The sequence below is a fragment of the Trinickia soli genome, assembly GCF_002879855.1.
In the GTDB taxonomy this organism is placed as follows: domain Bacteria; phylum Pseudomonadota; class Gammaproteobacteria; order Burkholderiales; family Burkholderiaceae; genus Trinickia; species Trinickia soli.
In genome coordinates, this window is sequence record NZ_PNYB01000011.1 from 114993 (window position 1) to 130622 (window position 15630).

General features: G+C 62.1%; 11 protein-coding genes. 7 read left to right on the plus strand and 4 right to left on the minus strand.

All coding sequences use genetic code 11. The features are described 5' to 3' along the window. Positions 1–6: 6 nt before the first annotated feature. The 3 genes from C0Z19_RS14670 to C0Z19_RS14680 all read right to left on the minus strand — a co-directional run bounded on the left by C0Z19_RS14670 (position 7) and on the right by C0Z19_RS14680 (position 3721). Positions 7–1191: a polysaccharide biosynthesis/export family protein gene (locus tag C0Z19_RS14670; protein WP_102610560.1), complete on the minus strand. Its 1185-nt coding sequence runs from the start codon at positions 1189–1191 to the stop codon at positions 7–9. A 31-nt stretch (positions 1192–1222) separates the two neighbouring features. Next, a complete protein-coding gene (locus C0Z19_RS14675; protein WP_102610633.1) occupies positions 1223–2599 on the minus strand; it encodes an undecaprenyl-phosphate glucose phosphotransferase in 1377 nt (458 codons plus the stop codon). Positions 2600–2761: 162 nt separating this feature from the next. Further along, entirely contained in the window at positions 2762–3721 is a 960-nt protein-coding gene (locus C0Z19_RS14680; RefSeq protein ID WP_158242988.1) for a helix-turn-helix domain-containing protein, read from the minus strand. A 538-nt stretch (positions 3722–4259) separates the two neighbouring features. Between C0Z19_RS14680 and C0Z19_RS14685 the strand changes: the two genes are divergently transcribed. The 7 genes from C0Z19_RS14685 to C0Z19_RS14710 all read left to right on the plus strand — a co-directional run bounded on the left by C0Z19_RS14685 (position 4260) and on the right by C0Z19_RS14710 (position 13137). Further along, the gene (locus C0Z19_RS14685; protein ID WP_102610562.1) at positions 4260–5804 is read left to right on the plus strand and encodes a mannose-1-phosphate guanylyltransferase/mannose-6-phosphate isomerase; all 1545 of its coding nucleotides are present in this window, start codon (positions 4260–4262) and stop codon (positions 5802–5804) included. An 86-nt stretch (positions 5805–5890) separates the two neighbouring features. Then, positions 5891–6061: a hypothetical protein gene (locus C0Z19_RS28240; RefSeq protein ID WP_158242989.1), complete on the plus strand. Its 171-nt coding sequence runs from the start codon at positions 5891–5893 to the stop codon at positions 6059–6061. A 46-nt stretch (positions 6062–6107) separates the two neighbouring features. Further along, on the plus strand, positions 6108–8441 hold the full coding sequence (locus C0Z19_RS14690; RefSeq protein WP_332882215.1) for a polysaccharide biosynthesis tyrosine autokinase: 2334 nt from the start codon (positions 6108–6110) through the stop codon (positions 8439–8441). Between the two features lie 29 nt (positions 8442–8470). Beyond that, positions 8471–9589, plus strand: coding sequence for a glycosyltransferase family 4 protein (locus C0Z19_RS14695; RefSeq protein WP_102610563.1), 1119 nt, complete (start codon positions 8471–8473; stop codon positions 9587–9589). A 27-nt stretch (positions 9590–9616) separates the two neighbouring features. Next, positions 9617–11050 carry a hypothetical protein gene (locus C0Z19_RS14700; RefSeq protein WP_102610635.1) on the plus strand — a complete coding sequence of 478 codons (1434 nt, stop codon included), beginning with the start codon at positions 9617–9619 and terminating at the stop codon, positions 11048–11050. A gap of 31 nt (positions 11051–11081) precedes the next feature. Next, the gene (locus C0Z19_RS14705; protein ID WP_233196144.1) at positions 11082–12140 is read left to right on the plus strand and encodes an ATP-grasp fold amidoligase family protein; all 1059 of its coding nucleotides are present in this window, start codon (positions 11082–11084) and stop codon (positions 12138–12140) included. 526 nt (positions 12141–12666) lie between these two features. After that, positions 12667–13137 (plus strand): response regulator, encoded by a 471-nt coding sequence (locus tag C0Z19_RS14710; RefSeq protein ID WP_102610564.1) that lies wholly within the window; start codon positions 12667–12669, stop codon positions 13135–13137. Between the two features lie 42 nt (positions 13138–13179). Here the strand turns inward: C0Z19_RS14710 and C0Z19_RS14715 are convergent, their stop codons facing one another. Beyond that, entirely contained in the window at positions 13180–15507 is a 2328-nt protein-coding gene (locus C0Z19_RS14715) for a two-partner secretion domain-containing protein (RefSeq protein WP_233196145.1), read from the minus strand. Positions 15508–15630 lie beyond the last annotated feature (123 nt).

A 15630-nucleotide genomic window follows, 5' to 3' on the forward strand; every position in this document is an offset into this window, starting at 1 on the left:
CTCGACTTATTTGGTCACGATCGCCGCCGTCAGGCCGGCGTTGAGCGCAGGCAACAGCAGGCTCAGCACGCGGTTGAAGCGTACCAGCGGGCCGTTGTCGACGTAGACGACATCCTTAGGCTGCAGATCGAATTGATTGGCGAGCAGCATCGACACGGGCGAGCGCGAATCCAGGTGGTACACCTGCGGCGTGCCGTTTTCTTCGCGGATCACATAGAGCTGCCGCGGGTCGGCCGTGCCTTGATTCAGGAAGCCCGCCTGGCTCAGTGCGTCGGCCAGCGTGAGTTTCCCGTCGGCCGTCGGCGTAGCCGCGATCGGCTTGGCCACTTCGCCCATCACGTAGGCCGTGCTGTTGTCACGCGTATTGACACGCAGCATGTCGCCCGGCTGCAGCATGATGTCCTGCGGATTCTTGCCGCTCGCGATCATCTGCGTCAGGTTGATCGGATATGACTTGCCATTGCGTGTGAGCGTCAAATGCGCGCGATCGGCGTTCGCCGTGAATCCGCCCGCACGATTGACGGCCTCCGTCAATGTCATCGGAATGTCGTTGATCGCCTCGCCGCCCGGTGCGCGCACTTCGCCGTCGACATAGACTTGCGCGGACCGGTACGACGCCACGCGCACGGTCACCTGCGGCTCGCGGAATTGCTTCGAGAGATCGGCGCGCACGTCACGCCGGACCTGCTCGACCGTCTTGCCGGCTGCATGGATCGGATGCGACAGGTAAGGGAAGTCGAGGTTGCCCTGATCGTCGACGACGAAACCCTGGCTCGGATCGCCCGGCTTCGACGTTTGCGCTTGCTGGCCGAGCGCCGCCGCGAGCTCCGGGTGGTCCCATACCGTGATCTGCAGCACGTCACCCGGGCCCAGTTTGTACGGGCCGGGCTTGGCGAACAGGTCCAACTGATCGGCGACCTCCGTCTGGCTCGCACCGCTCTGCAATTGCTTGATCAGGTTCAGATCGATCGGCTGGATCGGAATCTGCTCCGCCGATTGCACGGCGCCGTCAGGCGTCGACGAAACAGGCAGGGAAGGGGGCGTCTCCATGTGCTGACCGGGAACGATCGAGCATGCGGCGAGCAGCGTCGACAGCGCAGTGAAGGCCGTTGCGCAGGTCCTGGCGGCAATGCCGCGCGTCGCACCACCATGACTTCCGTTCGGGTCGAGCAATCCTGATGTGTTTTTCATTGTCGCACTCCATGCTTCAGTAGGCTTCTCTTCAATACGCATTGGTATGGCGTAGGCCCTTGAAGATCGTCGCGAGGATGATCCGCATATCGAGCCGGAACGACCAGTTGCGCAGGTAATAAAGATCGTGGGCGACGCGCTGCTCCATTTTTTCCACCCGCTCCGTTTCGCCGCGGAAGCCGTTGACTTGCGCCCAGCCCGTGATGCCCGGTTTGATACGGTAGCGGTGGATATAGCCCTGAACGATCGGTTGATAAAGATTGTCGTGCTCGATGGCGTGGGGACGCGGCCCGACGACCGACATCTCGCCGCGCAGCACGTTGATGAACTGCGGCAACTCATCGAGGCTCGTGCGCCGCAGGAACGCACCGACGCGCGTCACGCGCGGATCGCCCCGCTTGGCCTGCTCGAGCACGCCGGCCTTCTGCTGATGCACGCGCATCGAGCGGAATTTGTAGATTTCGAAGACGCGGCCGTCCACGCCCTTACGGCGCTGTTTGAAGAACACGGGCCCCTGCGAGGTCAGCTTCACCGCGATCGCGATGACGAGCATCACGGGCGCGAGTGCGATCAGCGCGGCGGCCGCGAACAGGCGGTCGAACAGTTCCTTCTTGATCAATGCGCTCGGCGGAACCGGCGATGCGATCAGATTGATCGTCGGCAGTCCTAACAGATTCGTCACGCTTCCCTCGAACAGCGACAGCGTGCGTACGTCGGGCAAGAAGCGGATGTTGATGAGGTCGTTGCGGAATTCGTTGACGACCTCGAGGATCGCCGATTCCTCGGCCAACGGAAGGGCGAGCCACAGTTCGTCGAGCTCATGCTCGCGCACGAACGAGGCAAACGCCGCATGATCCTCGAAGACGGGTATTTCGGGGTGTGCGATGGGAGTGCCGCCAGACTTCACGTTATAGATGGCGGCCGCGCGGAAACCCGATGTCGTCGCGATTTCGATTTTGCGGATCAGGTCGTCGCAGTGCGCACCGCAGCCCACGATGGCCACCTGATGCAGGTTCATGCCGGCCGTGCGCATGCGCGCGAGCACGGCATGCATCCAGAGCCGGCCGGCGATCATCGCGGCGCCCGTGATCAGCGTCCAATAGCCGAACCAGAGCCGCGACACGAGGTTGACCATGTGCAGCGAAAACATCAACGCCATTGCGCCGACCTGAACGAGCGCCCAAGCCAGTGCGACCTGCCGCACGAGTGCGCGCTTCGAACGGCCGCGCCACGATTCGTAGACGCCGAAAGAGGGGAACACGAGTAGCGACAACGTCGCCGAAAAGGCGACGAACGCCCAGTACAGTCGGCCGACGTCCTCGAATCGCAATTGCGATGCGATCAGGGCGCCCAGGGCGATCATGCCGACATCGAATACACGCGCCCAAAGATCCTGCAGTCCTCGCATTTCTTCACTCCCAATCGTTGCCCTTTCGTCGGCGCGTCGCTTGGCGCGATGCGTATGCGACGAGTTCATCCACGACGCGATAGGTATGAAAGCTCCATACGTGTCCTCCCGAGCCTTGACGTATCCGCGGGATACGCCGGTGCGCCGGCTGCTACGCCGGCGCTACTGGCTCAACGCGTGTTTGCGATAGATGGTGGGCGACACGCCGTACCGTTTGCGGAATAGCCGCCCCAAGCGATCGCCGTTGCCCATGCCGCAGCGGCGGGCGATCTTGTCGACAGGGAGTTTCGTGCCGACGAGCATCGCGCAGATCGCTTCGAAGCGCAGTTGCATGAGGTATTCGAGCGGCGTGACACCGAACTCGCTCTTGAAGCGCCGCAGATAGTTGCGCACGCTCATGGCCGCGACGGCCGCTGCATCGGATACGGAGATATCGCCGCCGAAGTTTTCGCGCATCCAACGCGTCGACTCATGAATCTTGTCGACGGTCGTATTCAGGCTGGGCGTGTCGTTGCGCGCTTTGACGACTTCACCGACCGAGGGCGGCAGGCTGCTCGCAATGCGCAGCGACATATCCTCGCCGTGATCGGAGGCGATCTGCGTCAACGCCATTTGGGCGGCTTTTTGATTGAGCGCCCAGGCCGGCATCGAACCCGAGCCGATCCAAAAGACGGGCACGCTCGGCCGCGTGTGCTGACCGATGCCGACCCCGAACGCGGACGGATGGCGGCTCGCCGAGGCATGTCCGGCCGTCGCCGAACCCGAGAGCCAGCGCGCGAGCTGAACGTCGAAGCCCGATGTCACACGCACGTCGTTACTGGCGACGTATAACGCATGGAAATCGCCGACCGAGTAGGCGTCGAGTCGCTGCGTCATCACGGCGATCGACGACGAGCTCGTGACCGGCCCCCCGAGCTTGGAGAGCAGCGACACCCTGTAAGGGGGCTGACCGCTCGAAAAGCGCATGAGTCCATTGGCTAATTGAAAGACTTCGCTGATCACGCCTGTCGTGAACAGGCAGTGACCGTCGAAGATGAGGATCCCGATATGGCGCGCATCGGCCAGGGAGGTCATCTCCCTGGGTACGAGGTGCGGTGAAGTAAAGACAGTGGCGCGATCCACGAAGCATTCCTCCGCATGGTGAACACATTGAGTGTTGCGGTGCATCATCGTAATCATCATGATGCCATGTCGATTTTCGTAGAAAAAGGTGGCAAAAATCGACGTGTATTTGGCGCGAGAGGTCGTGTCTGCGAAAGATATCGCCCGTAGTATTTTTTATATTTTTGTTATAAAAAATTACAAATGCGGATTTTTTTTATGCGCCCCTCGGATGCCCCTTGAGTACATTGGGGACAGGGCTGTATCCGTTCTGGCAGGGCGCTCGGTAAAAAATATTATCTTTAATCATAAATATTGCCGTTCCGCGTAATTGCGCCGGTCTGCCATTTACCGATCTTAAGCGCTCGGTCATTCGCAATGTTTCTCGTGCCTCAGCCAAATGCGCCAACACATCGGGCTTTTGCGACCTTCGGGATTTCGCATGGAGTTGTCTCGCTATGCTTCACAGCAACATGAGCCGAAGCGGTCGGTGGCACATTCGTTGGCGTGTCCGTTTTCCGTTTCTTCATGCTTTCGGACCCATTAGGAGAACAAGCAGATGAGTACTCCTGTTGAATTGAGGGAGCGACCCCGCAGGGCCGGTTCGGCGACGCAACTGCGCACGCCACAGACGCTGGCCACGCCGTCGACGCTGCGCACGCGAGCCGTGGTGCTTGCAGGCGGTTCAGGTACCCGGCTATGGCCACTCTCGCGCAAGCATTTCCCGAAACAACTGGTCGATGTCCTCGGGGCGGGATCGTTGTTGCAGATGACGGTGAGGCGGCTCCAACGCCTTGCAGACGTCGAGCTGCAGATCGACGAATCGCCGATCATCGTCTGCGGCTCCGAGCACCGCGCGATCAGCGCGCAGCAGATGGAGCAACTCGGTATCGGGGCGCGCTTCATCATCGAGCCGAGCGGACGCAATACGGCGCCTGCACTTTCTCTCGCAGCCATGCATGCGTTGGAGGACGGCGGTGACGCCGTGCTCGTCGTCATGCCGGCCGATCATATGATCGGCGATGTGGCCGCGTTTCAGCGCGCCGTAGCAGTGGCCACGCGTCATGCAGAGCGCGGTGCGATCGTGACGCTCGGAATCCGGCCGACGCGCGCTGAAACCGGCTACGGCTACATCGAGCCGGGCGACGAAATCGGCGAAGGCGCAGATAAAGCGCGCAAGATCACACGCTTCGTCGAAAAGCCGCCGCTGGAGGTCGCACGCTCCTACCTTGCCTCCGGCAAATACTTCTGGAACAGCGGCATCTTCGTCCTGCGCGCGAGCGTCTGGCTCTCGACCTTGCAGCAGATGCAACCCGAAACCTTTTCGGCTTGCACGGCGGCCTACGAATCCGGTCAGGACAGCGCGACCGGCTTCACGCCGAATGAGCAGTTGTTCGCCAACGTGCCTTCCGATTCGATCGACTACGCCGTGATGGAGAATCTGGCGCGCGGCGGCGACGTCGAAGGCGTCGTCGTGCCGCTCGATGCGACATGGTCGGATCTGGGGTCGTGGGACTCGGTGTGGGACGCGCTCGGCAAAGATGCTGCCGGTAATGTCGCTTCGGGCCGTGTGCTGATGGAGGACGCGAACTCGTGCTACGTGCGCGCCGAAAGCCGTCTCGTCACATGCGTCGGCGTATCGGACCTCGTTGTAGTCGAGACGGCCGATGCCGTGCTCGTCGTCGATCGTTCGCGCGTGCAGGACGTCAAGCGCATCGTCGGGCGCATCGCCGATCAGCAGGGCCCTGAAGTGGACGCGCATCGCAAGGTGCAGCGGCCTTGGGGCTGCTATGACTCCATCGACAAGGGCGAGCGGTTCCAGGTGAAGCATATCGTCGTCGACGCTGGTGCGCAGCTCTCCCTGCAGCTTCATCATCATCGCGCCGAGCATTGGATCGTCGTACGCGGCACAGCGCTCGTCACGCGCGGCGAGGAGCAGTTCCTGCTCGGAGAAAACCAATCGACGTACATTCCGCTCGGCGTGAAGCACCGGCTCGAAAACCCGGGAAAGGTGCCGCTCGAATTGATCGAAGTTCAATCGGGCGCCTATCTGGGGGAGGACGATATCGTCCGTTTCGAGGATGTGTACGGACGCGCGAATTGAGCCATGCGGCCGCGAGCGGAAGCTCGCTGGCGGCCGCTGCGCATTTGCCCGCCGAGCAGCATGGCAACCGGATTTGAACTCGATCCATGAACGTTTATGACGCTGCGCTGGAGCATGTCCGCAATTCGATCGGGACCGCGGAGGTGCTGGGATTGAAGTCCTGCGCGATCCTGGTGTCCGATCTGAAGCTCCTGCTCGAGATGCTGGAGGACGCGCTGCGCGAGCAGCAAACAGGCCCGCAACCGAAAGCGCGATAAGAGCGGACGTGATTCACACAACGCTATATTTTCGAGGACGACGCCAGTGAACGACTTGGCTCTCAACTCTTTATATGTGCAGACGGGTGGCGAACGCAGCCAACTGACTGCGCGCGATATGTCGAAGCTGCTACGCGACCATATCTTCGAGGTGCTGGGCATCGCGCTCGCCGTGACGGCGCTCGCCCTGGCGTACATGTTCGTTGCGACGCCGGTCTACGAGTCCGACGTGCTCGTGCGCGTGGACCCGCCCGAGCCGAACGCGCTCGGCATTTCGTCGCAAGGCCAACAGTACGCGCCGCCTGCACCGTCGCCATCGGCCGAGATGGCGATCATGCAAAGCCGGTCGGTGCTCGAACCGATCATCAATCGCTATCGCTTCGATGTGACGATCAAGCCCAAGACGGTGCCGCTGATCGGCAATCTCGCCCAGAAGTTTGCGAAGCCGGGGCAGCCGGCGGGGGCGTGGTTTGGCCTCAGCTCGTATGCATGGGGCGGCGAAAAGATGACCGTGAGCCAACTCGACGTGCCGCCCTCGCTCGAAGAACGCAAGCTGACGCTGACCGCGCTCGACGGCGGGCGCTATGAGTTGCGCGGCCCCGGCGGCGAAGCGATCCTGACGGGGCAGGTCGGCACGTTGGCGCGTTCGAGCGACGGTGTTTCGATGCTGGTGACGCAACTGACCGCGCGCCCCGGAACGCAGTTCGAAGTGAAGCATTGGGCCATGGTTGATGCGATCAAGCGCTTCAGCAAAGATCTGAAAGTGAGCGACAAGGTCAAGGATACGGGCCTCGTCGAAATCACCTATTCGGATACGAAGCCGGAAAAGGCCGCCGAAGTGGCCAATGCCATTTCGCAGCAGTACATGATGACGGCCGTTGCCGCCAAGCAGCGCAACGACAATTCGACCCTGGCGTTCATCAACAAGGAATTGCCGCGCCTGCACGGCGAGCTCGATAAAGCCGAGCAGGCTTTGTCGAGCTATCAGACGTCGGCGCAATCGATGCAGCCGACGAGCGAAGCGCAAGCCTACCTGCAGGGCGGCATCGACTTCGATCGACGCATCGCCGACCTGCAGATTCAAAAGACGCAGTTGCTCGATCGTTACACGCCCGATAGCCGCTGGGTGCGCAATATCGACGATCAATTGCGCCAATTGCAAGCGCAGAAGGGCCAGTTCGATTCGCGCTTCGCCGCGATGCCTGCGTCGGAACGCAAGAACGTGGACCTGACGCGCGACGCAAAGGTCGCCGAGCAGGTGTACCTCGGCATGATGCAAAAGGCCGAAGAGTTGTCCGTGCGCCGCGCGAGTACGACGGGGGGCGCGCATATCGTCGACGCCGCGGCCGTGCCGTTCAAGCCCGTGAAACCCGACCCGCTGATCGTGCTGCCGGGCGGCGTGGTGCTCGGTCTGCTGCTGGGCGTGACCTCGGTGTTCGTGCGCCGTCACATGATGGTGGGCGTGACCGATCCGTTGTTCGTCGAGGCGCGGCTTGGCGTGCCGCTGATGGGCGAAGTGCTGTACAGCCAACAGCAGGCGCGTCTGGACCAGGAAATCGGTGCGTTGCAGCGGCGCTCGCTGTCCTCGCGCGGCGCGACGCCGGGGTTGCCGGGGCGCGTGCCGGGGCAGAGCCCGGGCCAGGCGCCGACGGACGGCCGTCTCATAGCGACGGGCGCGGGCGTGTCGAAGGTGCTGGCCGATCGCTATCCCGACGATCCGTCGATCGAAGCGCTGCGCAGCGTGCGCACGGCGCTTTCCCTCGATCTCGCGCACGCGCCGAACAACATCGTGATGATGGCGGGCCCGACGCCCTCTGCCGGCAAGAGCTTCGTCGCGGCCAACATGGCGGTGCTGCATGCCGAAGTCGGATCGCGCGTATTGCTGATCGACGCGGACATGCGCGCGGGACACCTCGCCTATTACTTCGGTCAGCCCAATCGCGGCGGGTTGTCGGAAGTGCTCAAGGGCGCGATGCAGCCGCACGAGGCGTTGCGTCGCACGAGCGTCGAAGGTCTGACGTTGCTCTCGTGCGGCAGCCGCATCACGAATCCGGCTGCGCTGTTGATGCGTCATAACTTCCGCGAGATGCTGCAGCGCTTCTCGCAGGAATACGACCTCGTCATCGTCGATACGCCGCCGTTCCTCGTCGTGACCGACGCTGCGATCATCGCGGGCGATGCGGGCGCCACGGTGCTCGTGCTGCGTTCGGGCATGCAGAGCGAAGAGGAAATCGCCGAGACGGTCCGTAAGCTCGAGCGCTCGGAAGCGCGCGTGACGGGGGCGGTGTTCAATGCGATTCCGCTTTCGCGCAGCCATCGCTATTACGGCTATTACGGTTCGGGCGACGACACGGAGCCGATCTTCGACGCGACAGCGTGACCGCGTCGATTCGTTTTTTCGGGAGAACTATGCGTCTCGTGGTCAATGGTAAGTTCACCGCGCAGCGCCTGACGGGCGTACAGCGCGTGGCTTACGAACTGATGCGCGCCGTCCGATCGAACAGTTCAGCGGACGAAATCGAAGTAGTCGTACCGAGCAATGCCGTCGCGTCCGCTTCGCCGATCGATCGACAACGGCAGGTGCCCTGGCTCAAGGGCGATCTCTGGGAGCAGATCGCCTTGCCGCTCGCGACGCGCGGCGAACTGTTGTTGAGCCTGTGCAATAGCGGACCGATATTCAAACGCCGTCACGTCGTGATGGTCCATGACATGGCTGTCTATGACACGCCGCATACGTTTTCCTGGGCGTTCCGTACCTGGTATCGCGTCAAGTTCGCCATGCTGCTGCGCCACGCACCGATTTTGCTGACGGTGTCCGCCTTTTCGAAGTCGCGCATTTGCGCGTTGCTGGGCGCCGACGAGTCGCGCGTGCGGGTGGTGCGTCCGGGCGCCGATCATTTCGGCCGCATCGTCTCCGACCTTTCGATCGTCGCGCGCCTCGGGCTCGCCGACGTCAACTACTGCGTCATCGTCGGCAGTCTGGACCCGCGCAAGAACCTGCAGCGCGTGCTGGCCGCGGTGGAACGGCTTGGACACCTGCACGACGTGAAATTCGTGGTTGTCGGAGGCGCGAATTCACGCGTCTTCGCGCAGGCGGCAACGGCGTTGGACGATGGCGCGGCTACGGGCGCACGCATCGTGCGCGCGGGCTACGTCTCGGACGGCGAACTGAAAGCGCTCTACGAACATGCCGCCTGTCTCGCGTTTCCTTCGTTGTACGAAGGATTCGGGTTGCCGCCGCTCGAGGCGATGTATTGCGGATGCCCCGCCATCGTGTCGACGCATCCCGCGGTGACCGAAGCGTGCGGCGATGCCGCGATGTACTGCAACGCAGAATCGATCGAAGACATCGCGCAAAAGATGGCGTTGATGCTGACCGACGGTGCGCTACGCGCGGCCTATCGGGAAAAAGGACTCGTGCATGCCCATGCGAAAAGCTGGGATCGGTCGGCGCGGGAGCTGATGAAAATATTGAAGGGAGAGACATATGAAGCGGAGCCTGCGATCGCCGTTCGATCGGTCGCGTAGCGCGTGCGCGGCAAAGGAGGTCATCGCATGACCGAGCGCTTCGAATTTTCGCGGCGGCGGCGCGCGATGCTGGCCGCGATGGCAGCCGCTGGCGCGACATCGAGCGTCTGTGCATCGGCGGCGCAGGCCGTCCGCGCAGTCAGTGCGTCGGGCCGGGGCGAGCGGCGCATGACGCAGCTCATCGGCGCGAACGGTTGGCCCGTCACCGCGGCCAATATTGCCATGTGGAAGGAGATGGGCATCAGTTGGGGCCGCGATTCGGTCGGACCGGGCCAGCCCCACTCGCCCGACGAGCCGGTCGAAGTCGACAAGACGGGCGCGGCATTCGATCACAATTTGCCGCAGGCCATCGTGCAAAACAATCGCAACGGCATTCGTTCGCTGTTGCTGCTCGGCTACACGCCGAAATGGAATGCGAGCGTCGACGGCGACAGCCGATCGGCGCCGAAGGACGACAGCGTTTGGCAACGCTACGTCGAAACGGTTGTGCGCACCTACATCGCGCCGCCTTACAACATCCGCCACTTTCAGATCTGGAACGAGGCGGCCGGGAAATTGTCGGGCGGCTCGCCGCAAGCCACGTTCTGGCACGGCAAGAATTTTCGTGCGCAGCATGAGAAGTCGCGACCGTATGACCGTGCGATGCAGGATTACGTCGAGCTCGTCCATATTCCGGCCGCGCGGATCGTCCGTAAGTACGGCGGCTATGTCGTGTACGGCGGATGGCCTGATCAGGGCGGGCTCGACAACTACATCAAATGGCTCGAGTATCGCAGCCCGGTGGCCGGTGCGCGCATGATCGATTGGGTCGACTATCTCGACACGCACTACCTTGGGGTGGACGGATTGACGCCGCTCTATGAACGTTACGTGGCGAACGGGCCGGCGCGCGGTGTGTGGCAGACCGAGATCGGCGACCGCTACATGACCGATCCGCACTACCTGCCGATGTATTTTTTCAGGTTCGCCGTGTGGGCGCTCGATCACGCGTGGGACGATCCGGACAAATACGTTTCGATGGTTTATCACTGGGATGGGTTTGAGCCCTATCGCCTGACGCATCGCGGCAACCCGCGCACCTATAACGTCTCGGGAAAATCGCTCATCGTCCTGAACAAGACGGTTGGTGGCGCGCTCGAGCGTTTCAACGGACATCTCGCATTCGGGCCCAACGCATCGGGCTTGGCGTTGCGCTCGGGCAGTGATCTTGTCGTCCAGGTGCGGGCGAGCCCCGGGCCGAGGACGGTCACCGTCACGGGCTTGAGCGGCGCCCAGCCCGGGCGCCTTGGCGTGGCGATGATTGACGCGTTGACGGGCGAGCCCGCCGACATGAGCGCAATCGCGGCTCGGTTGAGCCCGGATGGTTTATCGATCGATTTCCGCGTCCCCGAAGCGGTCAATGGAGCGGGGCATGGCGCCCCCGCGCATCTGGCCTACCTTGTCGTCGCGCAGCATGCATGACAGGGAACGATCTGGGGGCAGGAGGTTGGGCGTGAACGAAGCGAATGCAGGAAAACACCCGAGCAACATGGCAGCGAGCCAGGCTGCCAGGGCGTGCAGCGGGCGGGCCGGGCAGCGTGCGGTGGCGTCGTCTGCGCAAAGCGATTCCGATGTGAGCGTGCCGCATGTGGTGTCCGCGGGCGAAGGCACGCTGCTGCACGGTGCGATCAAAACGATGTGGCATGGCGCGAAGCGGTTCTTGTCCGATTACGCTTTCATGCAGATCCAACATCGAAGACTGCTCGGGCGCTGGCCCAACATGCGGCATCCGGCGGCGTACAACGAATCGATTTTGCTTCGATGCTTGCACCCGGACATGCGATGGGTGACGCTCACCGATAAGCTCGCCGTGCGCGAGTATGTGCGCCGCAAGGTGGGCGACGATCATTTGATTCCGCTGCTTGCTGCCCCGGAACGATTCACGCGCGATGTGTTCGATGCGTTGCCGTCCGCGTTCGTCATGAAGGCGAATCACGGCTGCGCGTTCGTGAAGGTCGTGCGCGACAAATCGAAAACATCGTTCGACGCGCTGCGGGTACTCGCGGATAAGTGGCTCGCGATCGACTACTCGCGTGCTTCGCGCGAGCGGCATTACCGTTTCATCAAGCCGCGGCTCTACTTCGAACAGCTGCTGATCGACGAGGAGACCGGTAAGATCCCGTCGGATCTGAAACTGCATGTTTTCCGGGGTCTTTCCGAAGGCCCACGCATCTATACGATGGTCGTCAGCGATCGTTTCGGCGATGTGCATGGCGATCTCTACGACGAGCAGTGGAAGCGCATGAACGTCACGTTCGGCCCCTACGTGCCAAGCGATGCGCCCATGCCGCGGCCGCGCAACTGGGCGCAGATCGAGCGCGTTGCTTTACGCCTTGCCGAAGATTTTGGCTACGTGCGCGTCGATCTCTATTCGTTGGGCGACAAAGTGTACTTCGGCGAATTGACGTTCACGCCGGGAGCGGGTGTTTTGCGCTTTACACCGGACAGCATTGATTACGAGTGGGGACGGCTGCTCAGGGAGTCGACCGAGGGGTTCGAACGCATGCGGTGAGCCGGTCGCGCATAACCGCGCGGTTGCGATCCCGATGAATTCGGTCAATCGTTCGTCGTTTTCGGCGGCGCCGACAATATGCTGAAAAATTGCCGGGTTATTCTCGGCAGCGCATATCGACAGGTTATGCCGGATATGTAAGCGGCTCGCTCGCCGGGGTTCAATAATCGGGCGGGTCATTTTTTTTGAAGTTGCGTTGCGAAGCAAACAATTAATTAATCAACGTGATGGAGGCGAACGATGCCACTGTTGGTGTATTTCGTTGCGGCGGTGTTTGGGATTGGTGCTTTGACCGCTACGCTGTCGAACGGAGCGATCAGCCCGGCGCATTTCATGTGCGTCGCGCACTGAGCACCCCGTAGTATCGCGCGCCACGCCGTGCGCCGATCGTCGCTGTTGCACCGATCTGCATGGGTAGCGGCATCGTGGCGCGCCTTCCTTGAGGTTGTCAAAGCGGGGCCATCTGCTAGTATCCGCAGCACGGGCATGCGTTGTGAACGGGGCATGCCGGCGAAGGAGACCAGCCATGGCGGACGATCGAGTCGGCGAAATCGTCGAAATTCTGCTTGTCGAAGATAGCCCGGCCGATGTGATGTTGACGCGCGACGCGTTCGATTATCACAAGGTGCTCAATCCGCTGCGAGTCGTTGAAGACGGCGTCGATGCGCTTGCCTATTTGAGGCGGGAAGGACGCTATGCCCATTGCAAATTGCCCAGTCTCATCATTCTCGATTTGAATCTGCCGCGGATGTCAGGCCGCGAGGTGCTGATGGAGATCAAACGCGATCCCGTCCTTCAATGCATTCCCGTCGTTATTTTGACGACCTCGACGTCCGAAGAAGATATCTTGGGCACTTACGCGCATTATGCGAATTGCTACATCACGAAGCCTGTCGATTTCGACAAATTCGTTCATGTGATCCGCTCGATCCGCGAGTTTTGGTGCGGCGTCGTGACGCTGCCGCATTGCGAGCCGCCGGCGGGCACCGTCATGTGAAGACGGACGGGCGGCGCACGCAATGTGCACCGCCGTCGAACGCTATTGCGCCTGCTGCCAGGCCAACACGGGATGCGTGGCCCCGACGGGCATCGACCATGCACCGCCTGCGCCGAATTTCCAGGTGGCGAAGCTTGCAGGAGCGCTCATTTGAGCCGTGCTGAGGCCCTGCGAAACGGGCACGCCGTTCCCGCCGCTGATTTGCCCTGTCGTTTGCCGATCCCAGTAGACGGAGGTGATCGTTCCGGTATTGAGGTAGGCCACGCCAGCCGGCGAGTACGCATTGACGAGTCCGACATCGAACGACTCGTTGATGGTGCCTTCATTGGAGTAGACGAGGCCGCCGCCGCCCATCCCGCCCTGCGCTTTCCCGGTTGAATAGGACTGCGAGATAAAGCCCGTATTGTCACCGACAAGTCCGCCAGGCTCGACATGCAGGGGACCCGTGACGTCGCCCGTTGCGTACGACTGAACGATGCTGCCGTTGTTGCGCCCCACGAGCCCGCCGGCCAACCCTTGAGTATCGGAACTGACGCCGCTCCACGAACGCGTGATGGTGCCGTCGTTTTGACCCACGAGCCCGCCCGTCGTCGTCTGGTTTTCGTTGGTGGCGTACAGGAAGCCCGTTGTGTAGCTGTGCGTGACGAGCCCTTGGTTGTCGCCGGCGAGAATTCCGCTCGGGCCGTCGTCGTAGTTCGCGTTGCTGTTCGTCACGCCCACGTTGCGCACGATGCCCGTTTTACCGACGACGCCAAAAAGCCCGGTTGGTTGCCAGAACGCTTGTTGCTGAAAGGACAGGCGATCGATCGTGTGACCCATGCCGTCGAACTGGCCCGTGAATGCAGTGCTCGTGTTGCCGAGCGGCACAAACGCTGTGCCCGCTGCGGCAATATCTTTGCCGAGCGCATAGGCGCCGGTCAGATCGAGCGAGATGTTCTGCAAATCATTGACCGTGTTGACGAGCTTGTAGGCCGTGAACTGCGAGAGCAATCCGCTATAAGGCGTGGCCACCCAGCCCTGGTTCGCCAGTTGGGCACCGGGCGAGTAGGTACCGTTCATGTCGTAGAGCACGCTGGCCGTTCCCAGGCTGCCCGACCAGTCGAGCGTGCCTTGATTGATTACGCTGCCGCCGTTGTCGAGTGCCGCGGTGTCGGCGCGTAACGTCAGGTTGCCGTTGCCTTGATTTTTGACGGTTTCGCCGGCATCGATCGTGACGTTGTGTCGAGCCGCGAGCGTCAATGAGGCCGTACCGTGCCAGGCCAGGTTCGAGCCGACTTCGAGATCGCCTGCGTCGCCTGGCGCGCCCGTTGTCGTCAGGTTGACGGACGTGCCCGCGTTCAAGCTGCGTGCAATGACGTTCGCCGCCTGGCTTTCGATCGTGAACGAAGGCGTGGTGAGGTTCCATTGCGCCGCTGTGATCGTCGGATTTCCGCAGGAATCGCAGAGCGACAGCGCATTCGCCGTCGTATCGACGGTGCCGCCCTTGCCGCCGACGTCGCTGGCGACGAGCGGCCCTCCGACGACGACGTTGCCGCGATCGGCGACGAGCCAGACGTGGCCGTCGCGTGTGGCGGTGCCTGTGGCGCGGACCGGGCTGTGGGCGCCCGCGAGGGCAAACACGTTGCCGTCGGCTGCCTGCAGGTTGATCTGCGCTGCCGAGATTGCCCCGGTATCGAACACGGTTCCGCGGCTACCCGCCAGCACGAACACCTGCTTGCCGCTGGCCGAATCCTGCAGCAATATCTGCTGACCGGCAGCGAGCTCGGCCGTGCCTTTTGGCGCACTGATCGAGCCCATATTCGCCACTTCGTTGCGTGCGATGAGAACGACGTCGCCGCCGCTCGAACCGATCTTGCCGAAGTTGACGATGCGGGCATTCGAGTTGCCTGCGAAGGTGAGTGCAGCGCCTTGCATGAAGGCCGCATTCGACGTGTCGAGGGTCGAACCGACGAAGCGCCCGCCTGTCGAAATCACGCCGCTCGAGCCTATGACGACGCCTTGTGGGTTGATGAGGTAGACGCTACCCGTGGCCGATAGCGTGCCGAGCAATGTCGATGCGCTGGTGCCCGTGACGCGATTGAGCGTTGCGCCGGCGCCGTTGTCGAACACGACGTGGTTGCCGCTGGCGATCGAGAAGCTCGTCCAATCGACCACGCCGCGGCTCGAGCTTTGATTGACTGTGAGCGTGGGGCCGCTCGTCGCGATGGAGCCCGAGCCCGCGATGAAATGGCCCCCCGCTGGTAACGATCCTGCTTGTGCATGGGAAATCGAAAGGGAAAGTGCGCAGAAGACGACGCGCTGGAGCGTCAGGCATGTGCCGCGCAGCGCCAGCGGCACATGCGGGCGCACGATCATCATCGTGTCATTCATCGGTGTGTTACCAGTGGGTGGTTTGGGCCGCGCTATTTTCGCCGCTACGCTGTGGTGCGATCGATCGCCAACTGTCAACCTAATCGGTCAAGACCACGGGATTTTCAGACCGCTTTGTACTGC

Coding starts and splice junctions, on each gene's coding strand:
- C0Z19_RS14670 (WP_102610560.1), bottom strand. CDS start 1,191: ATGAAAAACACATCAGGATTGCTCGACCCGAACGGAAGTCATGGTGGT.
- C0Z19_RS14675 (WP_102610633.1), bottom strand. CDS start 2,599: ATGCGAGGACTGCAGGATCTTTGGGCGCGTGTATTCGATGTCGGCATG.
- C0Z19_RS14685 (WP_102610562.1), top strand. CDS start 4,260: ATGAGTACTCCTGTTGAATTGAGGGAGCGACCCCGCAGGGCCGGTTCG.
- C0Z19_RS28240 (WP_158242989.1), top strand. CDS start 5,891: ATGAACGTTTATGACGCTGCGCTGGAGCATGTCCGCAATTCGATCGGG.
- C0Z19_RS14695 (WP_102610563.1), top strand. CDS start 8,471: ATGCGTCTCGTGGTCAATGGTAAGTTCACCGCGCAGCGCCTGACGGGC.
- C0Z19_RS14700 (WP_102610635.1), top strand. CDS start 9,617: ATGACCGAGCGCTTCGAATTTTCGCGGCGGCGGCGCGCGATGCTGGCC.
- C0Z19_RS14710 (WP_102610564.1), top strand. CDS start 12,667: ATGGCGGACGATCGAGTCGGCGAAATCGTCGAAATTCTGCTTGTCGAA.
- C0Z19_RS14715 (WP_233196145.1), bottom strand. CDS start 15,507: ATGAATGACACGATGATGATCGTGCGCCCGCATGTGCCGCTGGCGCTG.